The 15,304-nt window shown below is 37.5% G+C and carries 17 protein-coding genes; 10 read left to right on the top strand and 7 right to left on the bottom strand.

What is annotated here, in order from left to right; all coding sequences use genetic code 11:
• Positions 1 to 46: 46 nt before the first annotated feature.
• Both ctaD and H6G25_RS12335 read left to right on the top strand, forming a co-directional pair.
• Entirely contained in the window at positions 47 to 1,702 is a 1,656-nt protein-coding gene (ctaD, locus tag H6G25_RS12340) for a cytochrome c oxidase subunit I (RefSeq protein WP_190392735.1), read from the top strand.
• A gap of 172 nt (positions 1,703 to 1,874) precedes the next feature.
• Positions 1,875 to 2,477, top strand: a complete 603-nt coding sequence (locus H6G25_RS12335; RefSeq protein WP_190392734.1) for a heme-copper oxidase subunit III — start codon at positions 1,875 to 1,877, stop codon at positions 2,475 to 2,477.
• A gap of 91 nt (positions 2,478 to 2,568) precedes the next feature.
• On the opposite strand, the gene H6G25_RS12330 is transcribed toward H6G25_RS12335, so the two are convergent.
• The 4 genes from H6G25_RS12330 to H6G25_RS12315 all read right to left on the bottom strand — a co-directional run bounded on the left by H6G25_RS12330 (position 2,569) and on the right by H6G25_RS12315 (position 4,410).
• Positions 2,569 to 2,841, bottom strand: a complete 273-nt coding sequence (locus H6G25_RS12330; RefSeq protein ID WP_190392733.1) for a type II toxin-antitoxin system RelE/ParE family toxin — start codon at positions 2,839 to 2,841, stop codon at positions 2,569 to 2,571.
• Positions 2,838 to 3,041 carry a hypothetical protein gene (locus tag H6G25_RS12325; RefSeq protein ID WP_190392732.1) on the bottom strand — a complete coding sequence of 68 codons (204 nt, stop codon included), beginning with the start codon at positions 3,039 to 3,041 and terminating at the stop codon, positions 2,838 to 2,840. The genes H6G25_RS12330 and H6G25_RS12325 overlap by 4 nt, the downstream gene beginning before the upstream one ends.
• Before the next feature lie 137 nt (positions 3,042 to 3,178).
• Positions 3,179 to 3,988 carry a molybdate ABC transporter substrate-binding protein gene (modA, locus tag H6G25_RS12320; protein WP_190392731.1) on the bottom strand — a complete coding sequence of 270 codons (810 nt, stop codon included), beginning with the start codon at positions 3,986 to 3,988 and terminating at the stop codon, positions 3,179 to 3,181.
• Between the two features lie 191 nt (positions 3,989 to 4,179).
• On the bottom strand, positions 4,180 to 4,410 hold the full coding sequence (locus H6G25_RS12315; protein ID WP_190392730.1) for a hypothetical protein: 231 nt from the start codon (positions 4,408 to 4,410) through the stop codon (positions 4,180 to 4,182).
• A 78-nt stretch (positions 4,411 to 4,488) separates the two neighbouring features.
• Between H6G25_RS12315 and H6G25_RS12310 the strand changes: the two genes are divergently transcribed.
• The 6 genes from H6G25_RS12310 to H6G25_RS12285 all read left to right on the top strand — a co-directional run bounded on the left by H6G25_RS12310 (position 4,489) and on the right by H6G25_RS12285 (position 9,222).
• The gene (locus H6G25_RS12310) at positions 4,489 to 5,682 is read left to right on the top strand and encodes a DNA cytosine methyltransferase (RefSeq protein ID WP_190392729.1); all 1,194 of its coding nucleotides are present in this window, start codon (positions 4,489 to 4,491) and stop codon (positions 5,680 to 5,682) included.
• A gap of 130 nt (positions 5,683 to 5,812) precedes the next feature.
• Positions 5,813 to 6,661 carry a Uma2 family endonuclease gene (locus H6G25_RS12305; protein WP_190392790.1) on the top strand — a complete coding sequence of 283 codons (849 nt, stop codon included), beginning with the start codon at positions 5,813 to 5,815 and terminating at the stop codon, positions 6,659 to 6,661.
• A 110-nt stretch (positions 6,662 to 6,771) separates the two neighbouring features.
• A complete protein-coding gene (locus tag H6G25_RS12300; protein WP_028088811.1) occupies positions 6,772 to 7,791 on the top strand; it encodes an ABC transporter ATP-binding protein in 1,020 nt (339 codons plus the stop codon).
• An 85-nt stretch (positions 7,792 to 7,876) separates the two neighbouring features.
• The gene (locus H6G25_RS12295) at positions 7,877 to 8,122 is read left to right on the top strand and encodes a type II toxin-antitoxin system HicB family antitoxin (RefSeq protein ID WP_190392728.1); all 246 of its coding nucleotides are present in this window, start codon (positions 7,877 to 7,879) and stop codon (positions 8,120 to 8,122) included.
• Entirely contained in the window at positions 8,119 to 8,331 is a 213-nt protein-coding gene (locus H6G25_RS12290; protein ID WP_168359846.1) for a type II toxin-antitoxin system HicA family toxin, read from the top strand. The genes H6G25_RS12295 and H6G25_RS12290 overlap by 4 nt, the downstream gene beginning before the upstream one ends.
• Before the next feature lie 60 nt (positions 8,332 to 8,391).
• Positions 8,392 to 9,222 carry a hypothetical protein gene (locus H6G25_RS12285; RefSeq protein WP_190392727.1) on the top strand — a complete coding sequence of 277 codons (831 nt, stop codon included), beginning with the start codon at positions 8,392 to 8,394 and terminating at the stop codon, positions 9,220 to 9,222.
• Positions 9,223 to 9,601: 379 nt separating this feature from the next.
• Here H6G25_RS12285 and H6G25_RS12280 read toward each other — a convergent pair whose 3' ends face one another.
• Positions 9,602 to 10,861 carry a dicarboxylate/amino acid:cation symporter gene (locus H6G25_RS12280; RefSeq protein WP_190392726.1) on the bottom strand — a complete coding sequence of 420 codons (1,260 nt, stop codon included), beginning with the start codon at positions 10,859 to 10,861 and terminating at the stop codon, positions 9,602 to 9,604.
• A 206-nt stretch (positions 10,862 to 11,067) separates the two neighbouring features.
• Between H6G25_RS12280 and H6G25_RS12275 the strand changes: the two genes are divergently transcribed.
• The gene (locus tag H6G25_RS12275) at positions 11,068 to 11,793 is read left to right on the top strand and encodes a cyclase family protein (RefSeq protein WP_347239178.1); all 726 of its coding nucleotides are present in this window, start codon (positions 11,068 to 11,070) and stop codon (positions 11,791 to 11,793) included.
• 325 nt (positions 11,794 to 12,118) lie between these two features.
• Here the strand turns inward: H6G25_RS12275 and H6G25_RS12270 are convergent, their stop codons facing one another.
• Positions 12,119 to 12,313: a hypothetical protein gene (locus H6G25_RS12270; protein ID WP_015083627.1), complete on the bottom strand. Its 195-nt coding sequence runs from the start codon at positions 12,311 to 12,313 to the stop codon at positions 12,119 to 12,121.
• 1,093 nt (positions 12,314 to 13,406) lie between these two features.
• Here H6G25_RS12270 and H6G25_RS12265 point away from each other — a divergent pair.
• Positions 13,407 to 14,273, top strand: coding sequence for a hypothetical protein (locus H6G25_RS12265; protein ID WP_190392725.1), 867 nt, complete (start codon positions 13,407 to 13,409; stop codon positions 14,271 to 14,273).
• A 47-nt stretch (positions 14,274 to 14,320) separates the two neighbouring features.
• Here H6G25_RS12265 and nadA read toward each other — a convergent pair whose 3' ends face one another.
• On the bottom strand, positions 14,321 to 15,286 hold the full coding sequence (gene nadA, locus H6G25_RS12260; protein ID WP_190392724.1) for a quinolinate synthase NadA: 966 nt from the start codon (positions 15,284 to 15,286) through the stop codon (positions 14,321 to 14,323).
• Positions 15,287 to 15,304 lie beyond the last annotated feature (18 nt).

The following is a 15,304-nucleotide window of genomic DNA, read 5'->3' as shown; positions in this document are numbered from 1 at the left end:
CAAAAATCTAAAAATTGGCAATCTAAAATCTAAAATCTAAAATCGAATGACTAACATCCCCATTGATATCACTGGTGACTCACATCACCACGAACCGCCCCAAACCTGGAGAACCTACTTCAGTTTCAGTACAGACCATAAGGTTATCGGTATTCAATACCTCGTTACCTCTTTTATTTTCTTCCTGGTTGGTGGTATCTTCGCTATGATTTTGCGCGGAGAACTGATTACCCCAGAAGCTGATTTAATAGACCGCACAGTATACAACGGAATGTTTACCATGCACGGAACAGTGATGCTGTTTCTCTGGACATTCCCCTCCCTTGTCGGTATGGCTAACTACCTTGTTCCCCTGATGATTGGGGCGCGAGATATGGCTTTTCCCCGCCTCAACGCCGTCGCTTTTTGGATGGTGCCGGTGGTGGGTATTCTCCTCATGGCCAGCTTCTTTGTCCCCGGTGGACCGGCTCAATCTGGGTGGTGGGCATATCCCCCCGTTAGTACCCAAAACCCCACGGGAAACTTGATTAACGGTCAAGTTCTCTGGTTATTAGCAGTGGCTATTTCCGGTGTCTCTTCCATTATGGGTGCGGTAAATTTTGTCACTACTATTGTGAAAATGCGATCGCCGGGAATGGGTTATTTTAGAATGCCCCTCTTTGTGTGGGCAGTATTTAGCGCCCAAATTATCCAGTTATTTGGACTTCCAGCTTTGACCGCAGGGGCTGTAATGTTACTTCTTGATATTACAGTAGGAACGGCCTTTTTCGACCCCACCAAAGGCGGAAACCCGGTGATGTTCCAGCATTATTTCTGGTTCTATTCTCACCCCGCAGTTTATGTGATCATTTTGCCTATTTTCGGCATTTTCTCGGAAATATTCCCGGTTTATTCCCGCAAACCTTTATTCGGTTATAAAGTCGTTGCTATTTCTTCCATGTTAATTGCTGTAGTTAGCGGCATTGTTTGGGTACACCATATGTATGTCAGTGGTACTCCTGCTTGGCTACGGTTGTTTTTCATGGTGACAACCATGTTTGTATCTATTCCCACAGGGATTAAGGTATTTGCTTGGGTGGCAACTATTTGGGGTGGTAAAATTCGCCTGACTACACCCATGTTATTTGCTTTGGGTGGTTTGGTAATGTTTGTTTTTGCTGGCATTACGGGAATTATGCTTTCTTCTGTTCCTGTAGATGTTCATGTTAATAATACCTATTTTGTTGTCGGCCATTTCCATTATGTTCTCTATGGAACTGTAACTATGGGAATGTATGCCGCTATCTATCATTGGTTTCCTAAAATGACCGGCAGAATGTTCCACGAAGGTTGGGGAAAAATCCATTTTTGGTTAGCATTTATCGGCACAAATTTGAATTTCTTACCTATGCACCCATTAGGTTTACAAGGAATGTTACGCCGCGCTGCTTCATACTCACCTGAATTAATTGGTTGGAATATTGTTGCTAGTTTGGGTTCTTTTTTGTTAGGAATGTCTACTCTTCCTTTCATTTTCAATATGTTGATTTCTTGGATAGACGGAGAAAAAGCTCCTGCTAATCCTTGGCGGGCTATTGGTTTGGAATGGACTGTTTCTTCTCCTCCTCCTGTTGAAAATTTTGAGGAAATTCCGGTGATTACTTGCGAACCTTATGGTTATGGTAAGTCTGAGGATTTAATTGCATCTGCTGAACATGAGTAATGGGTAATATAGCGATTCTATTTGATGTGTGTTCAGGATTTTTTTTAACGAACCACAGAGGCACAGAGAACACGGAGAAAGAGAGTTTTTTAGGTCTTATTTAGAATCGCTATAGTTTTTCTCATTACTTTTTTCCTAATTACTATTTTCCTGTTTTTGGAGTTTTTTAACAATGGATGTTTCTGTTTCTCCTGATGATTTAGATCATGTTAGTCATGAGCATGGACATGATGAAGAAGGCAGTAAAATGTTTGGTTTTATTGTTTTTCTGTTATCGGAAAGTGTCATTTTCTTGAGTTTCTTTGCTGGCTATATTATCTACAAAACTTCTACTACTAATTGGTTGCCGGCTGGTGTTTCTGGTTTGGAAATCAAAGAACCTAGCATTAATACTGTGGTTTTAGTTGCTAGTAGTTTTGTGATTTATTTTGCAGAAAAAGCTCTGGAAAGACATGATTTAACGAGTTATCGTCTATTGTTGTTTTTAACAATGGCTATGGGTGGTTATTTCCTCTATGGTCAAGCTGTGGAATGGAGTAGTTTGGAGTTTGGTTTTACTTCTGGTACGTTTGGAGGAATGTTTTATCTATTAACTGGTTTTCACGGGTTGCACGTTTTTACGGGTATTCTGTTACAGTTAATTGTCTTGTTGCGTTCTTTCATTCCTGGTAATTTTGATCATGGTCATTTTGGCATAAATGCCACTTCTTTATTTTGGCACTTTGTTGATGTTATCTGGATTGTTTTGTTTATCCTTATCTACGTTTGGCAGTAGGTATTCTAGTAACGAAAAATCAATGAATTATGTAGGGGTTTAGCATTGCTAAACCCTTATCCATGTATTTGTATGATTATTGTGAAATTATCTATTTGGGGAAATAGCGATAAATTTCTTTTCGGTGTAAAACTCTTTCAAAAATTAATGTTTCACCATCGAAAATAATACCAAGACGATAATCACCTATACGAATCCGATAAGCATTATCATATCCCTGAAGTTTTTTGATATTTGTGATTTCTGCAAAACTTGATATTTTGATTATTTCTTCAAAAGCAAATTTCTTAATAGACTCATAGTAAGGTGTACTTTTGAGTGCTTTCAAATCTTTAATAAAACTTGGTAGATACTGGGTATTCACTCTTCTTCTAATTCCGCTAAAGCTTCATTTAAATGTAATGGTGTCTCATTTTCTACTTCTTTCATGGCTAGAATAAGTCCTTCATCTTCTATAGCTTCTAGCAACCTTAGATAGTCGTGAAAATCAATGACTACTTTCCTGATATTACCTTCAATATCAGTAATCAATTCTTGAGCAAAGGGATATTTATTAGTTTGCATTTTGTTTATATAGGATTAGTATTTTACTATTTACATTTAATGTAGCATATTTTTATCAGGATCGAAAATACTAGAATTGATTTTTAGTTCGTAGTTGGTAGTTTAGCATCCACGACGAGCTTATTTTTTAATAATTTTTATTTAATAGGAGTTTCTCCAGGTAAAATAAAACCATACTTTTTCATGATAACTTTAGATTTTGAAGTATTAATAAAATTACCAAAATTGCGAGACTGCAATTCATTTTTACTACCTTTAATTACAGCCAACATCTGCTCAAGAGGTTTATGTAAATTATTGGGAATTAAAATCCAGTTTCCTGGTTTAGTAATACTGAGTGATAAAGCTGAAATAGTAACATCAACATTACCAGTCTCTCCATATTGTTGGGCTTGACGGATATTTTGTGCTAATACTAGCTTGGGTTTTACACTCTCCCATATACCTGCTGATTGTAATGCTTCCCGTGCAGCTATACCATAAGGTGCATGATCAGGATTAGCAATAGCTATTTTTTTGACTTCTGGTTTCGCTAAATCTTTAATATTGTTAATCTTCAGTTTTGCATCTTTACGAGTCCATAAAGTAATCCGCCCAACCCCATAAATTTGTTTCGTATCACTAATAATTAAACCTTTTTTATCTAGTTCTTCAATAAATGATTTATTAGCTGCTGCAAATATATCTACAGGCGCTCCATTCTCTATTTGTCGAGTTAACTGACCAGTAGAACCAAAGTTAAATACTATTTTATTTCCGGTTTCTTGTTCAAAAGTTTTACCAATTTCCTCAAAGGCATATTTGAGATCGGAAGCCGCAGAAACATTTAATGTTATCTTTGGTGAGGTAGATTGAGTAACTGTTGGGTTAAATCTGATGGTTTGTGTACAAGCTATTAAAATTAGTGGTAAAAAAAATAATATGGAAAATTTTAGTTTAAATTTCATGATTTAGTAGGCAATATTTATGAACAATTTACATGAACTATAATACTAGGTTGTGCTACCTTTTAAAAAAATTATAATAAATTTTAATAATGTCATGATTTATTGATATAGCAGAGAATAAAAATAGGCTAAAGCATCAATTTAGTAATGCTGTATCTGTTACTGTATTTTATCATTTAGCAAAATCTTGATTAAAGACTGCTTTTTAATTTTTCAATGTCACGAGGTGGTATTTCATCTGCTGTCAAAGTCACAATTTTACCATCTCGCAAAATACTAATTGATTCTCCTAACCTGCGATGTCTTTCTATTGCATTTGCAATAGCAAATTTCACACCAGCATCTATTTTTTGATGTAACTCTGTAACGGGAATATGAGATTTATTATCTTGCTCTAATTTGATTCCAGATTCCGTATTCATAAATTATCACTTCCTGATTTTTATCTAATTTAGCATTTTTAGCTATAATACATCATCTCAATAAATTATCCTCGCACAATGATCAATAATCAATCTATTTGCATTTCCTTATTCACAGGTGCTTATGGCTTAGATTTAGGACTAGAACAAGCAGGATTTCATACTGTTAGTGTAGTTGAAAAAGATAAAGATGCAGTTAAAACAATTGCGCTTAATAGACCTCATCTCCAAGAAAGTGCTATTCCCAGAGAATTAGAAAAAGTTTCTTCCCAAGAATTACTAGAAGAAGGAGGAAGAGTTTTAAATTTAGGTCGTGCTTTACTTCCAGGACAAATAGATTTAGTCACCGGTGGTCCTCCTTGTCAGCCATTTAGCACCGCAGGAAAACGGGGTTCAGTTATGGACCCACGGGGGAGTTTATTTATGGATTTTATCCGCATTGTCAAAGAAGTCCAACCCCGATTTTTCTTAATGGAAAATGTGAGAGGATTACTTTCTGCTTCTTTGCGTCATCGTCCTATTAATCAAAGAGGAAAAGATTACCCAGCTTTAGAACTTGATGAAATGAATGGTGCAGCTTTGAAAGTTGTTTTAGCAGAAATGAAGCAATTAGGATATAACGTAGTTTATAACCTATTAGAAGCCGCAGATTATGGTGTTCCCCAAAATAGATCCCGTGTATTTTTTATTGGTTCTAGAGATGGTCAAACTGCTACATTTCCTCTAGCTAAATATAGTAAAGATGGGAAAATTTTACCAAAGTGGAGAACTTTAAAAGATGCGTTAACAGATTTTGTAGATATTGAACCAGAATTTATTAGTTATTCAGAAAATCGGCTCAAGTTTTTAAGATTATTAGCAGCAGGAGAAAATTGGAAAAATTTACCGGAAGAATTACAGAAGGAAGCAATGGGAGGTGCTTATAATTCTGGTGGGGGAAAAGTTGGTTTTTACAGAAGATTATCTTGGGATAAACCTTCACCAACAATCACAACCAGTCCCCAACAAAAAGCTACAGATATGTGTCACCCTGTGGAACTTCGTCCTTTAACTGTGCGCGAGTCTGCGAAAATTCAAACTTTTCCTGATGATTGGATTTTTCATGGTTCGATAAGTTCTAAATACAAACAAATTGGTAATGCAGTTCCGGTATTGCTTGCTAAAGAACTGGGTGAATATCTGATTTATTTAATGCAGGGAAATCAACCAAAAGGAAAAGAAGTTACTGAACAACTCTCTCTATTTTCTTTAGAGAATTTACTTTGCAAATAACTCAGCAAATTCATGATCATATTCAAGATGAATCATATCCCAAAATTCTTGACCAGCTATGGGAGGAATTTTATAATTGTCATATCCATCACAAGCTATACTAGAATTTAATCCCTTATTTGTGTTTCCTATGGTTGTAAGTGCTTCGACCACCAAAATCACTTGGGAACTATTACCCGAAGACTTCATTTTAGACGATGAACCTGTGGATAATGTCAATCAACCCAGTCTAGCAGCAGCGCTCACGGAAAGCCTAGAACTGGCTGGTAAACTTCCAGAAACTGCCCTCGCTACTACCAATTACGGCATCTGTGCCACGGTAAATGGTAAATTTGTCATCAAAGCCCCTGACTGGGCTTACGTGCCGCAAATTACAGTGTCTAGAGAAGAAATCCAACGCAGTTACACCCCCCATAAACAGGGACAAATTCCTGCGGTAGTCATGGAATTTCTTTCTGATAGCGATGGTAGTGAATATTCTAATAAACACACTTATCCCCCCGGAAAATGGTTTTATTATGAACAAGTTTTACAAGTTCCTAACTACATCATTTTTCAACCAGATATCGGTGAATTAGAAATATTTCATTTGCATGAAAATGGACACTATAAATTACGATCTCCAGATGAAAATAACCGTTACTGGTTAACTGAAATGGAATTATTTATTGGTGTTTGGCCCGGAAAACGCGAAAACCGTCAAGGTTACTGGTTACGTTGGTGGAATCAAGATGGTAATTTGCTACTTTGGGGTTCTGAGTTAGTGCAGCAAGAACGACTTGCTAAGGAACAAGAACGACTTGCTAAGGAACAAGAACGACTTGCTAAGGAACAAGAACGACTTGCTAAGGAGCAAGAACGACTTGCTAAGGAAACTGCCCAACAAGAAGCCAATCAAGAACGACTTGCAAAAGAAACTGCCTTAAAACGCTTGCAAGAGTTAGAAAAACGCCTTCGAGATGCAGGTATTTCCGACTAACTTCCATTGAGATCCCCGACTTCTTTAAGAAGTCAGGGATCTTTGATCGCTCAACTTGTACAATAGAAAATAGATTGTTGCGAATTGTATAGTTAAGGATTATAGCTGTCATGGCTGCCGCCGTTTTCATCGAAAATCTCAAAAAAAGCTACGGTAATGTGGTCGCAGTCCAGGATGTCTCTTTTCAAGTGCAACCAGGAGAAATATTTGGACTGCTAGGACCAAACGGGGCGGGGAAAACGACCACTCTCCGGGCTTTGTGTACGCTAACAACCCCTGATACTGGCAAAATTGAAGTTTCAGGGATTTCGGTACTAGATCACCCCAAATTAGCCCGTCAAAGGCTGGGTTATGTAGCCCAGGAAGTAGCTTTAGATAAGGTCTTGACTGGCCGGGAGTTACTACAGTTACAAGCCGCCCTTTATCATCTTCCTGGTAAGGTGATCAAACAGCGAATTAACGCTATTCTCGATTTACTGGGTTTACAAGAATACGCAGATAAAAAAACTGGCACTTATTCCGGTGGTTTACGGAAGCGGTTAGATTTGGCTGCGGGTTTACTCCATGCACCCGATGTTTTAGTATTAGATGAACCAACGGTAGGGTTAGATATTGAAAGCCGGGTTGTAGTCTGGGATTTCTTGCGTCAATTGCGGGCTGGGGGAACTACTGTGGTAATTACCAGCCATTATTTGGAAGAAGTTGACGCTTTAGCTGATAGAGTGGCAATTATTGATAGAGGTTTGGTTATTGCTAATGGTACACCTTCTCAGTTAAAAGATCAGGTAGGAGGCGATCGCATCACTTTAAGAATCCGGGAATTTTCACCTCCAGAAGAGGCCGAAACTGCCAAAAACCTGTTAGCAGCTTTACCTTTTGTGCAAGAAATTATCATCAATAGCGCCCAGGGTAACTCCCTAAATTTGGTAGTTACACCGCAAAATGACGTTTTAATCACAATTCAACAGGTATTAAATAATGCCAATTTACCAATTTTCGGTATCGCCCAATCTCGTCCGAGTTTAGATGATGTATACTTAGCTGCAACTGGGAAAACCTTAATGGATGCGGAATTAGCTGCTGTGGCTAATCGTGATCCTAAAGCCGAGAAAAAGCAGAATATGAGATAGAGGAAATAGTATTATGTAGGGTGCGTGAGGAGTAAATCCATAACGCACCATGATCATATAATAACCCACACCTTACCATCAGAATATGTTTTACAAAATCCCACTACTGCTTACACCTCAACCAGAAGGAGGATTCACTGTAACTTCTCCACTCTTACCAGAATTGATTACTGAAGGGGATTCTATGGATGAGGTTTTAGCTAATGTTCAAGATGCCTTGGAAACTGTTATAGAAATGTATGAAGATTTAGGTAAAGAACTTCCTCAAAATCTACAATCTGTAGATCAAAATTCACCAGCTTTGATAGAAACAATTATATCAGTCAGATGAACTATAGAGAAGTTGCTAAAAAATTATCTAGGCTAGGATGTGAAGAAATTCCCAGACGTGGAGGAGGTTCACATAGGAAGTGGTTTAATCCAATGACTCAGCAAGCAACTGTAATTCCTGACTGGAGTGGACGTGATCTAAAAATCGGTACATTACGATCAGCTATCAAACAATTAGGAATTGAATGGTCTGATTTTGAAGACGCATAACAAATTATAATTGTGATATACAGATATTCTGACTTACATTGTAATTAATTGTGGAAAAAGATGAACACCAATACTAGATATACCTATCCATGCTTATTTTGCGGTGACAACACCAGACACCGGACAGAAGAACATATTATTCAACACGGCTTCAAAAATTCTCGATGGGTTTTGGATACAGATGTTTGTTGTCATTGTAATACTGATATTTTTTCAGCACTTGATAAAAAACTGATTGATTTTGTTCATACATACGTTTATCCGAACCATCCACATATTTCTAGGAATCGCACTTTGCTTCAAGCCGGTCACAATATTCAATTTGATCAAGAAACTAGAATATGGCTAAGTTTACAAATAGACAGGAATATGAAACCTGTTTTATTTCCACAACTTGTCTTTGTAGATAAAAATAGAATAGATTTTTATTGTAATTCCAACCAAAACTATCAAAAGTTGCTGAATAATATGAAGCAAGAACTTGTTCAGGTTGATAAGCTTTCTCTAAAGAAATTAGTATGTCAACAACCAGATCAATCACTTCCCACAATTCAGTCAGCAGTTATAAGAACTGCACCTATGAAATATCTATTACGTGCCTCCACTAATGAAGAAATTCAATTACTCAAATCTCAAATACACAATGGTCAACTAATGAGGCAGTTTGGTCAAGAATCAGAACCTCGTCGAAAAACAACTCAGAAAAGTGAACTTCTTGCAAATTCAGTATTAGAACCGAATTTAATTAATCGTGCAATAGCTAAATCAGCAGTAAATGCTGTCTGTTCATTTTTAGGTTCTCAACGCGCTCGAAATAGTGTACTAGATCCTTTATTCTTAGTGATACTCAAGATGAGGGAGAGAGATTTATTCAACATATATGGAATATAAATAGAAATGAAAATACTATTTCACAAAAAGAGAATTTTACAGTGCCTGGTTATCACACTTTGATACTGGCTAGTAGAGATAGAATCCCAACAGTTATTTTAAGTTTATATGAACGCCCATTTGCACTTATTAGACTGACTGAAGACACAAATTTTATGGGTGAGGAAGAAATTTATGCTGGTCTTATAGATTATCGATCTGGTTCACATCAAGTCTTGAATTATCAGAATGATCCTGTTAGTTTCTATGAACGGTTTTATGTTAACAATATTCAATAACAAAAAATCACTATTTTAAGACAAATACTATGCGATCGCCCTTTCTCTCTCAATAAGCGATCGCTTTGTCTTTGTAAAAGGGTCGCCCCTACATTGTTTAGCTACTCCACCCGTCGCTGTTTACCATCAAGTAAACAACTAACAGTCATATCACCCATCACATTAATAGCAGTGCGACAACGATCAAGAAACCAGTCCACAGTCACCAACAAAGCAATATATTGAGTAGGCAAACCCACGGAAGTGAATACAAGGGTCATCGTCACCAAACCAGCTTCTGGGATACCTGCTGCACCGACAGAAGCGAAAATAGATGTCAGTATTACAATTAACTGTTGTGGCAAAGACAGATGTAAACCCAACACTTGGGCAATAAATAATGCTGACATAGCCTCATATAGAGCAGTACCATCATTATTAAAATTACTCCCCACTAACGCCCCTAAAGAAGCAGAAGATTCTCGTAAACCAATTTTTTCTAACAAAGCCTCAAAGGTAATTGGTGTTGTTGCTGTGGAAGAAGCGGTAGAAAAGGCTGTTAACAAAGCTTCTGAACCCCCACGTAAAAAGTGAGTTGGCTTCACCCAAGAACCAAATTTTACCCGCAGCAAGTAATAACAGGCTTGCAAACACAAAGCTAATAGTACGGATACAATAAACGCACCCAAAGCTTTAAATGGTGCAAAACCCTGAAGGGCAACGGTTTTAGCAACTATTCCAAAAACTGCTAACGGCACTAAAGCGATAATCCAGTGCAGAATACGGATCACAGCTTCAAACAAAATCGTAATTACTCTCTCAATAGCTTGGTAATCTGTTTTATCTTCAGATATTTGTTGTGCTTTCAAAGCCCGCAGAACTACCCCAAATGCCAAAGCCATAAAAATCAGTTGAATGACGTTGTTATCAACTAAAGGTTTGAGGATCGAATCAGGTACAATCTCTTGTATCAGTCCCCAAGGATCAAGGGTTTTACTTGGTGCTTCAGTGCTTAATGGAGCACCAAGACGACCCCATGAACCGGGTTTTAATACATTGGCGACAAAAAGACCAATAAAAATGGCTACAGTTGTATTAGTGATTAGCAGTGTTGCTAAACGGCGACCAGATTTACCAGGAATATCAGCAGTTAGAAATGAGTGAAGTACCGCTAACATAATTAGTGGTGTTGCTAATGCTCGCAGAGCCTTGAGTATTAAGTTACAGGGGGTAGCTAGATGATTGATTAAATCAGGATTATTTGCTGCTTGACCACTTAGCAAAGTCCCCAGGCTGACTGCAAAGACGATAGAAATTACAATCTGTAATGCTAAAGGAATATGTTTCCATGATCTGTATTTTTTTGAGGTAACTTTGCTCATACTTTTTTGCAGATAAGGTATAGGATGGTTTTGAAGTATCCGTTCTTTTATTCCCCCAATTCAATCAAGATAATTTACGTGATATTTGATAAAACTTTACACTTTCCACTTACCCAAAATTGGTAAAATCAAATACCTGATATCCTATTAATGTGTGTATTTGGGGAATTATTTGTTAAAATTTCCTCAACTTACGAATAAATCCTGTGACTATCCAAAATCCCCGGCAACCAAGTAATATAAATTACTCTCGTGTTATCCATCTCAGTCATATCATTGATACAGATATACCTCAATGGACTGGTGATCCTCCGGTAGAATTTACCAGTGTTGCAGAACTTGAAAACGATGGTTATTACCTGCGACGCTTTTCTTTAGGAGAACATAGCGCCACTCATATTAATGCCCCCAATAGTTTCTATGGTAATGGTGCAAGTGTTGACAAATACCCAGCAGCATCATTAATATTACCTGCTGTAGTTATCAACATTTGCAAACAAGCGGCAGTCAATTCCGATTATGTTTTGACAATTAGTGACATCCAAACTTGGGAAAATGAGTTTGGGGAAATTTCCCCAGGTAGTTTAGTGATACTATATACTGGTTGGCAAGAAAAATGGTTAAATCACCAGGCGTTCTTTGGACGGGACACAGCCGGAAAAATGCACTTTCCCGGTTTTAGCTATCAGGCAACTGAGTTTTTAATTAAACATAGAAAAATAGCTGGAGTCGGTATTGATACTCACGGTGTAGACTCTGGACAGGATACCAATTTTACTATAAATCGTTTGCTGTTAGAGCGATCGCTAATTGTCCTGGAAAATCTGACGAATTTAGATCAGTTACCACCTCAAGATATTACCTTAATCATTGGTATTCTTAGATTAAGAGGAGGTTCTGGTTCTCCGGCTGCGGTAATGGCATTATTTTGAATTTTTATTTTTTTAAATTATTTTTTTAAATATGTTCTAGCAGAACACCGGAAAATGTTTAAGGTTGATTAAATTTTTGGTATGTGAAGAATATCTAAAACTAGATATCTTCACTTTTTTAAACACAGCGGGGGTTATTACTAAAGATGAGCAATACCGCTGGTTAGGTTTTCAAATACAGCAGTTTCCGAGAATATGAGGTAGATATTTAGCGGGCAAGATGCCCGCACCACAAGAGTTTGATTATTCCAGGTTCTACCTCATTTGAATGAAAATTGTGAACTGGAGGCTTGAGACTTGGAATTATAGACTCTTACCAGCAGTTTTAGATTTCACCATTAACCTGCATTTGATGAACTTGATCTGCTAACTCTTGACAATTTTGGTCATCTAACTTGTCAATTGCTAACATTCCCATGAGAATAACCTCTTTCAAAGTTAAGCGAGTCGAATGTGCCTGTTTTTGCACAATCTCCTTAATGATCGGACTAACACCGATTGCTGTACTAGCTCTAGCCACAGAATAAAAGGAAACATTAATAACTTCGCATACATCCTAGCACTTTTTGTGAAGTTATTCTACACCTCTGGAATTGATATGCTTTTGTTTCGATAAGTGTTCATATATCTAATCCAGACTATCAATGGCAAACAGAACCAGTAATTCTGCAAATCTAACTTTTTGACGACGGGTATAACCATTCTACAGCAAGCATTTCCACGATTTACTTAGTTCTTTGGCATGGTGTACACTTTTTATATTACACAATAAAATAACTTATTTTTTATATGTGTCAACAGTATATGAAAAAAAATATGGTCTGACAAAAAATATGTCTTGTAATCCTTGTAAATTAAGATTCATAGCTTTTTTATTAGTTTTTATTAAAATAAGTATTTATACTTAGGCTATAATTTATTAATTTTTATTAAATCTAAAAGCATAAACAACTCATAATTGTCATCTATCAAAAGTATGAGATTATTTTTTTGACCAAGATTTAGTTCAAAACACTAATAAAAAACGAAGAGGTAAAAAGCTAAAAGAATTATGCAGTGAAAGCTTCCTTACTCTTGCATGAGTGCCTCAAGCAACTGTGCTATAACGACAATTTTTAACCCCAACCTACTTAACTCAATCTGAGTTCATGAATTGCTGAACAATGTTAAATATTGTGAAGCGGGAAAATAGACAACAATTGAAATCCTCCTGACTTGATTAAGTTCAGTCCTTCATAAGAAAAGATGATGTAACTTACTTGATGATTGAGATTAACGATTTACACAAGGCGCTATTGACAAGTCAATTTTGCTTAATTGCCACCGAATTATCCACAGATGATCGAAAATTTGGGTTAAAAACCCCGTCTTTCTAGGACGGCTTTTGGTATAATGGGTTTTGTGGAAAAGTAATCAACCAGGATAAAAACCCAATTGCTACCTAGTAAGTAGACACTGCACCTTGACAATTGAAGATATGCGGTTCTATTCTATAGTTCTAGTTCCTTCCCAGGAATAGGTAGAATCCTTATGGGGGCTGGACGATCAGTATTTAACTCCAACAAATTTTGCAGGAATGCAATCATGGTCCTGCAGCTATCACTAAATATCAAATGGTAGATCGGGTAAATGATATCGCTTGGCAAGCTCACCAGGGCAGCGTTGCGGCGATTATTCAAGTCTTGAACGAAAGGCTAGTTATGTCTGGTGTCAGAACTAGGGCAATTTTTGCGGCTGGTGTATTACAAGTTTTGTGTGAAGCGGCGACGGTAGGGCAGCTTGACCAATCTACCTTAGTCCCAAAAATCCAACAAATTTTGGAGTCAATTGCACCACGTCACATTCGCCGAGTCTATATCAATAGTAGAATTGTCAGAGAGGAAAAATTACTATGGTTAGAGGAAATTCATCGTGATCCCGATCATCAATTTCTGTGGTCACAGGAAGTTATACTATCTCAACCAAGTTTCTGGAAGCGATTAATTCGAGATTTAACGGAAACTTATGCCAAGTCAAGAAAACCCATTTTAGCTGAACCCCAATCTTTACTCAAGAATCAAGATCAAGAGAAAATTCCGGTTAACACTGGATTAATAGCTGTTTCTGGTTTATGTTCACTAATTTTACTGGCTTGGTTGAATTTTCGCTTGGGTAATAAACTGAAAAGTTTTTTAGTATTAACAGGTTCTCAATATTCCCAAACAGTAAGTCAAAGACGATCTAGCCAAAGTCTTTCTACTCCATCTGATGATCCATTTGCCGCATCTGTACGACTGGCTAACCGGGCTAGTGTTGCTAGTAGAACAGCTATAACCTCAACTCAGTGGTTGGAGTTGGCTGCTACTTGGCAACGGGCCTCTGATTTAATGAGTCAGGTTTCACCTAGCCACAGCCGCTATCAAGAGGCACAAATTAGAACTAAATTATACAAGAAGTTTAGTCAGGTTGCCCAGAAAAAAGCTGAGAAAAGTGAATTGTGAGCAGGTTCAGATTTCAGATTTCAGATTTCAAATTTCTGGAATTTCCACTATTTACTCATTTCTAACATCCGTCCCAGGGGTCGCAACGCAGCCAGGCGGATTTCTTCTGACATAGTAATTTCTGGAGTGCGATTTTTCATGGCTAAATACAGTTTTTCTAAGGTATTTAACCGCATAAATGGACATTCGTTACAGTTACAATCATTTTGTGGAGGTGCAGGAATAAAGTGTTTGTCAGGTGCTAGTTTTTGCATTTGGTGAATGATTCCTGGCTCTGTAGCCACGATAAATTCCTGGCTAGGGCTGGTTTGACAATAATTGAGTAAGGCGGCTGTAGAGCCAATAAAGCTGGCGTGACGTAAGACGCTGGTTTCACATTCGGGGTGAGCGATCGCTTCCGCTTGAGGATGTGTAATTTTTAACTCCACTATTTTCTTTTCCGAAAAAGTTTCATGGACAATACAACTACCTTGCCATAGGAGCATTTCCCGTCCGGTTTGTGACATTACATACCGTCCTAAGTTCCGATCTGGGGCAAAAATAATTGGCTGTTGAGGGGGTATTTGCTGGACAATTTTCACAGCGTTGGAACTGGTGCAGATAATATCGCTCATGGCCTTAATTTCGGCAGAGCAGTTAATATAGGAAATAACTAAATGGTCAGGGTGTGCGGCTTTGAAAGCTGCAAACTCTTGGGGAGGACAACTATCTGCTAAAGAACAACCTGCATTGATATCTGGTAATAGTACCAATTTATCAGGATTGAGAATTTTGGCTGTTTCCGCCATGAAATGAACACCAGCAAAAACAATTACATCCGCTTGAGTATTTACCGCAGCTTTGGCTAATTGTAAGGAGTCACCAATAAAGTCGGAAATGTCTTGAATATCAGGGTCTTGGTAGTAGTGGGCTAATATTACCGCATTCAGTTCTGTTTTGAGATCCTCAATGGCGGTAAATAAATCTAATGGTAGATTAACTGATTTTGGTTGAGTAAGTGTAGTTGTAAACACAATTAAAAACCGCTTTCT

This window comes from Dolichospermum sp. FACHB-1091, from assembly GCF_014697585.1.
GTDB lineage: Bacteria > Cyanobacteriota > Cyanobacteriia > Cyanobacteriales > Nostocaceae > Dolichospermum.
This window is presented reverse-complemented; position numbering and strand designations above follow the sequence as displayed.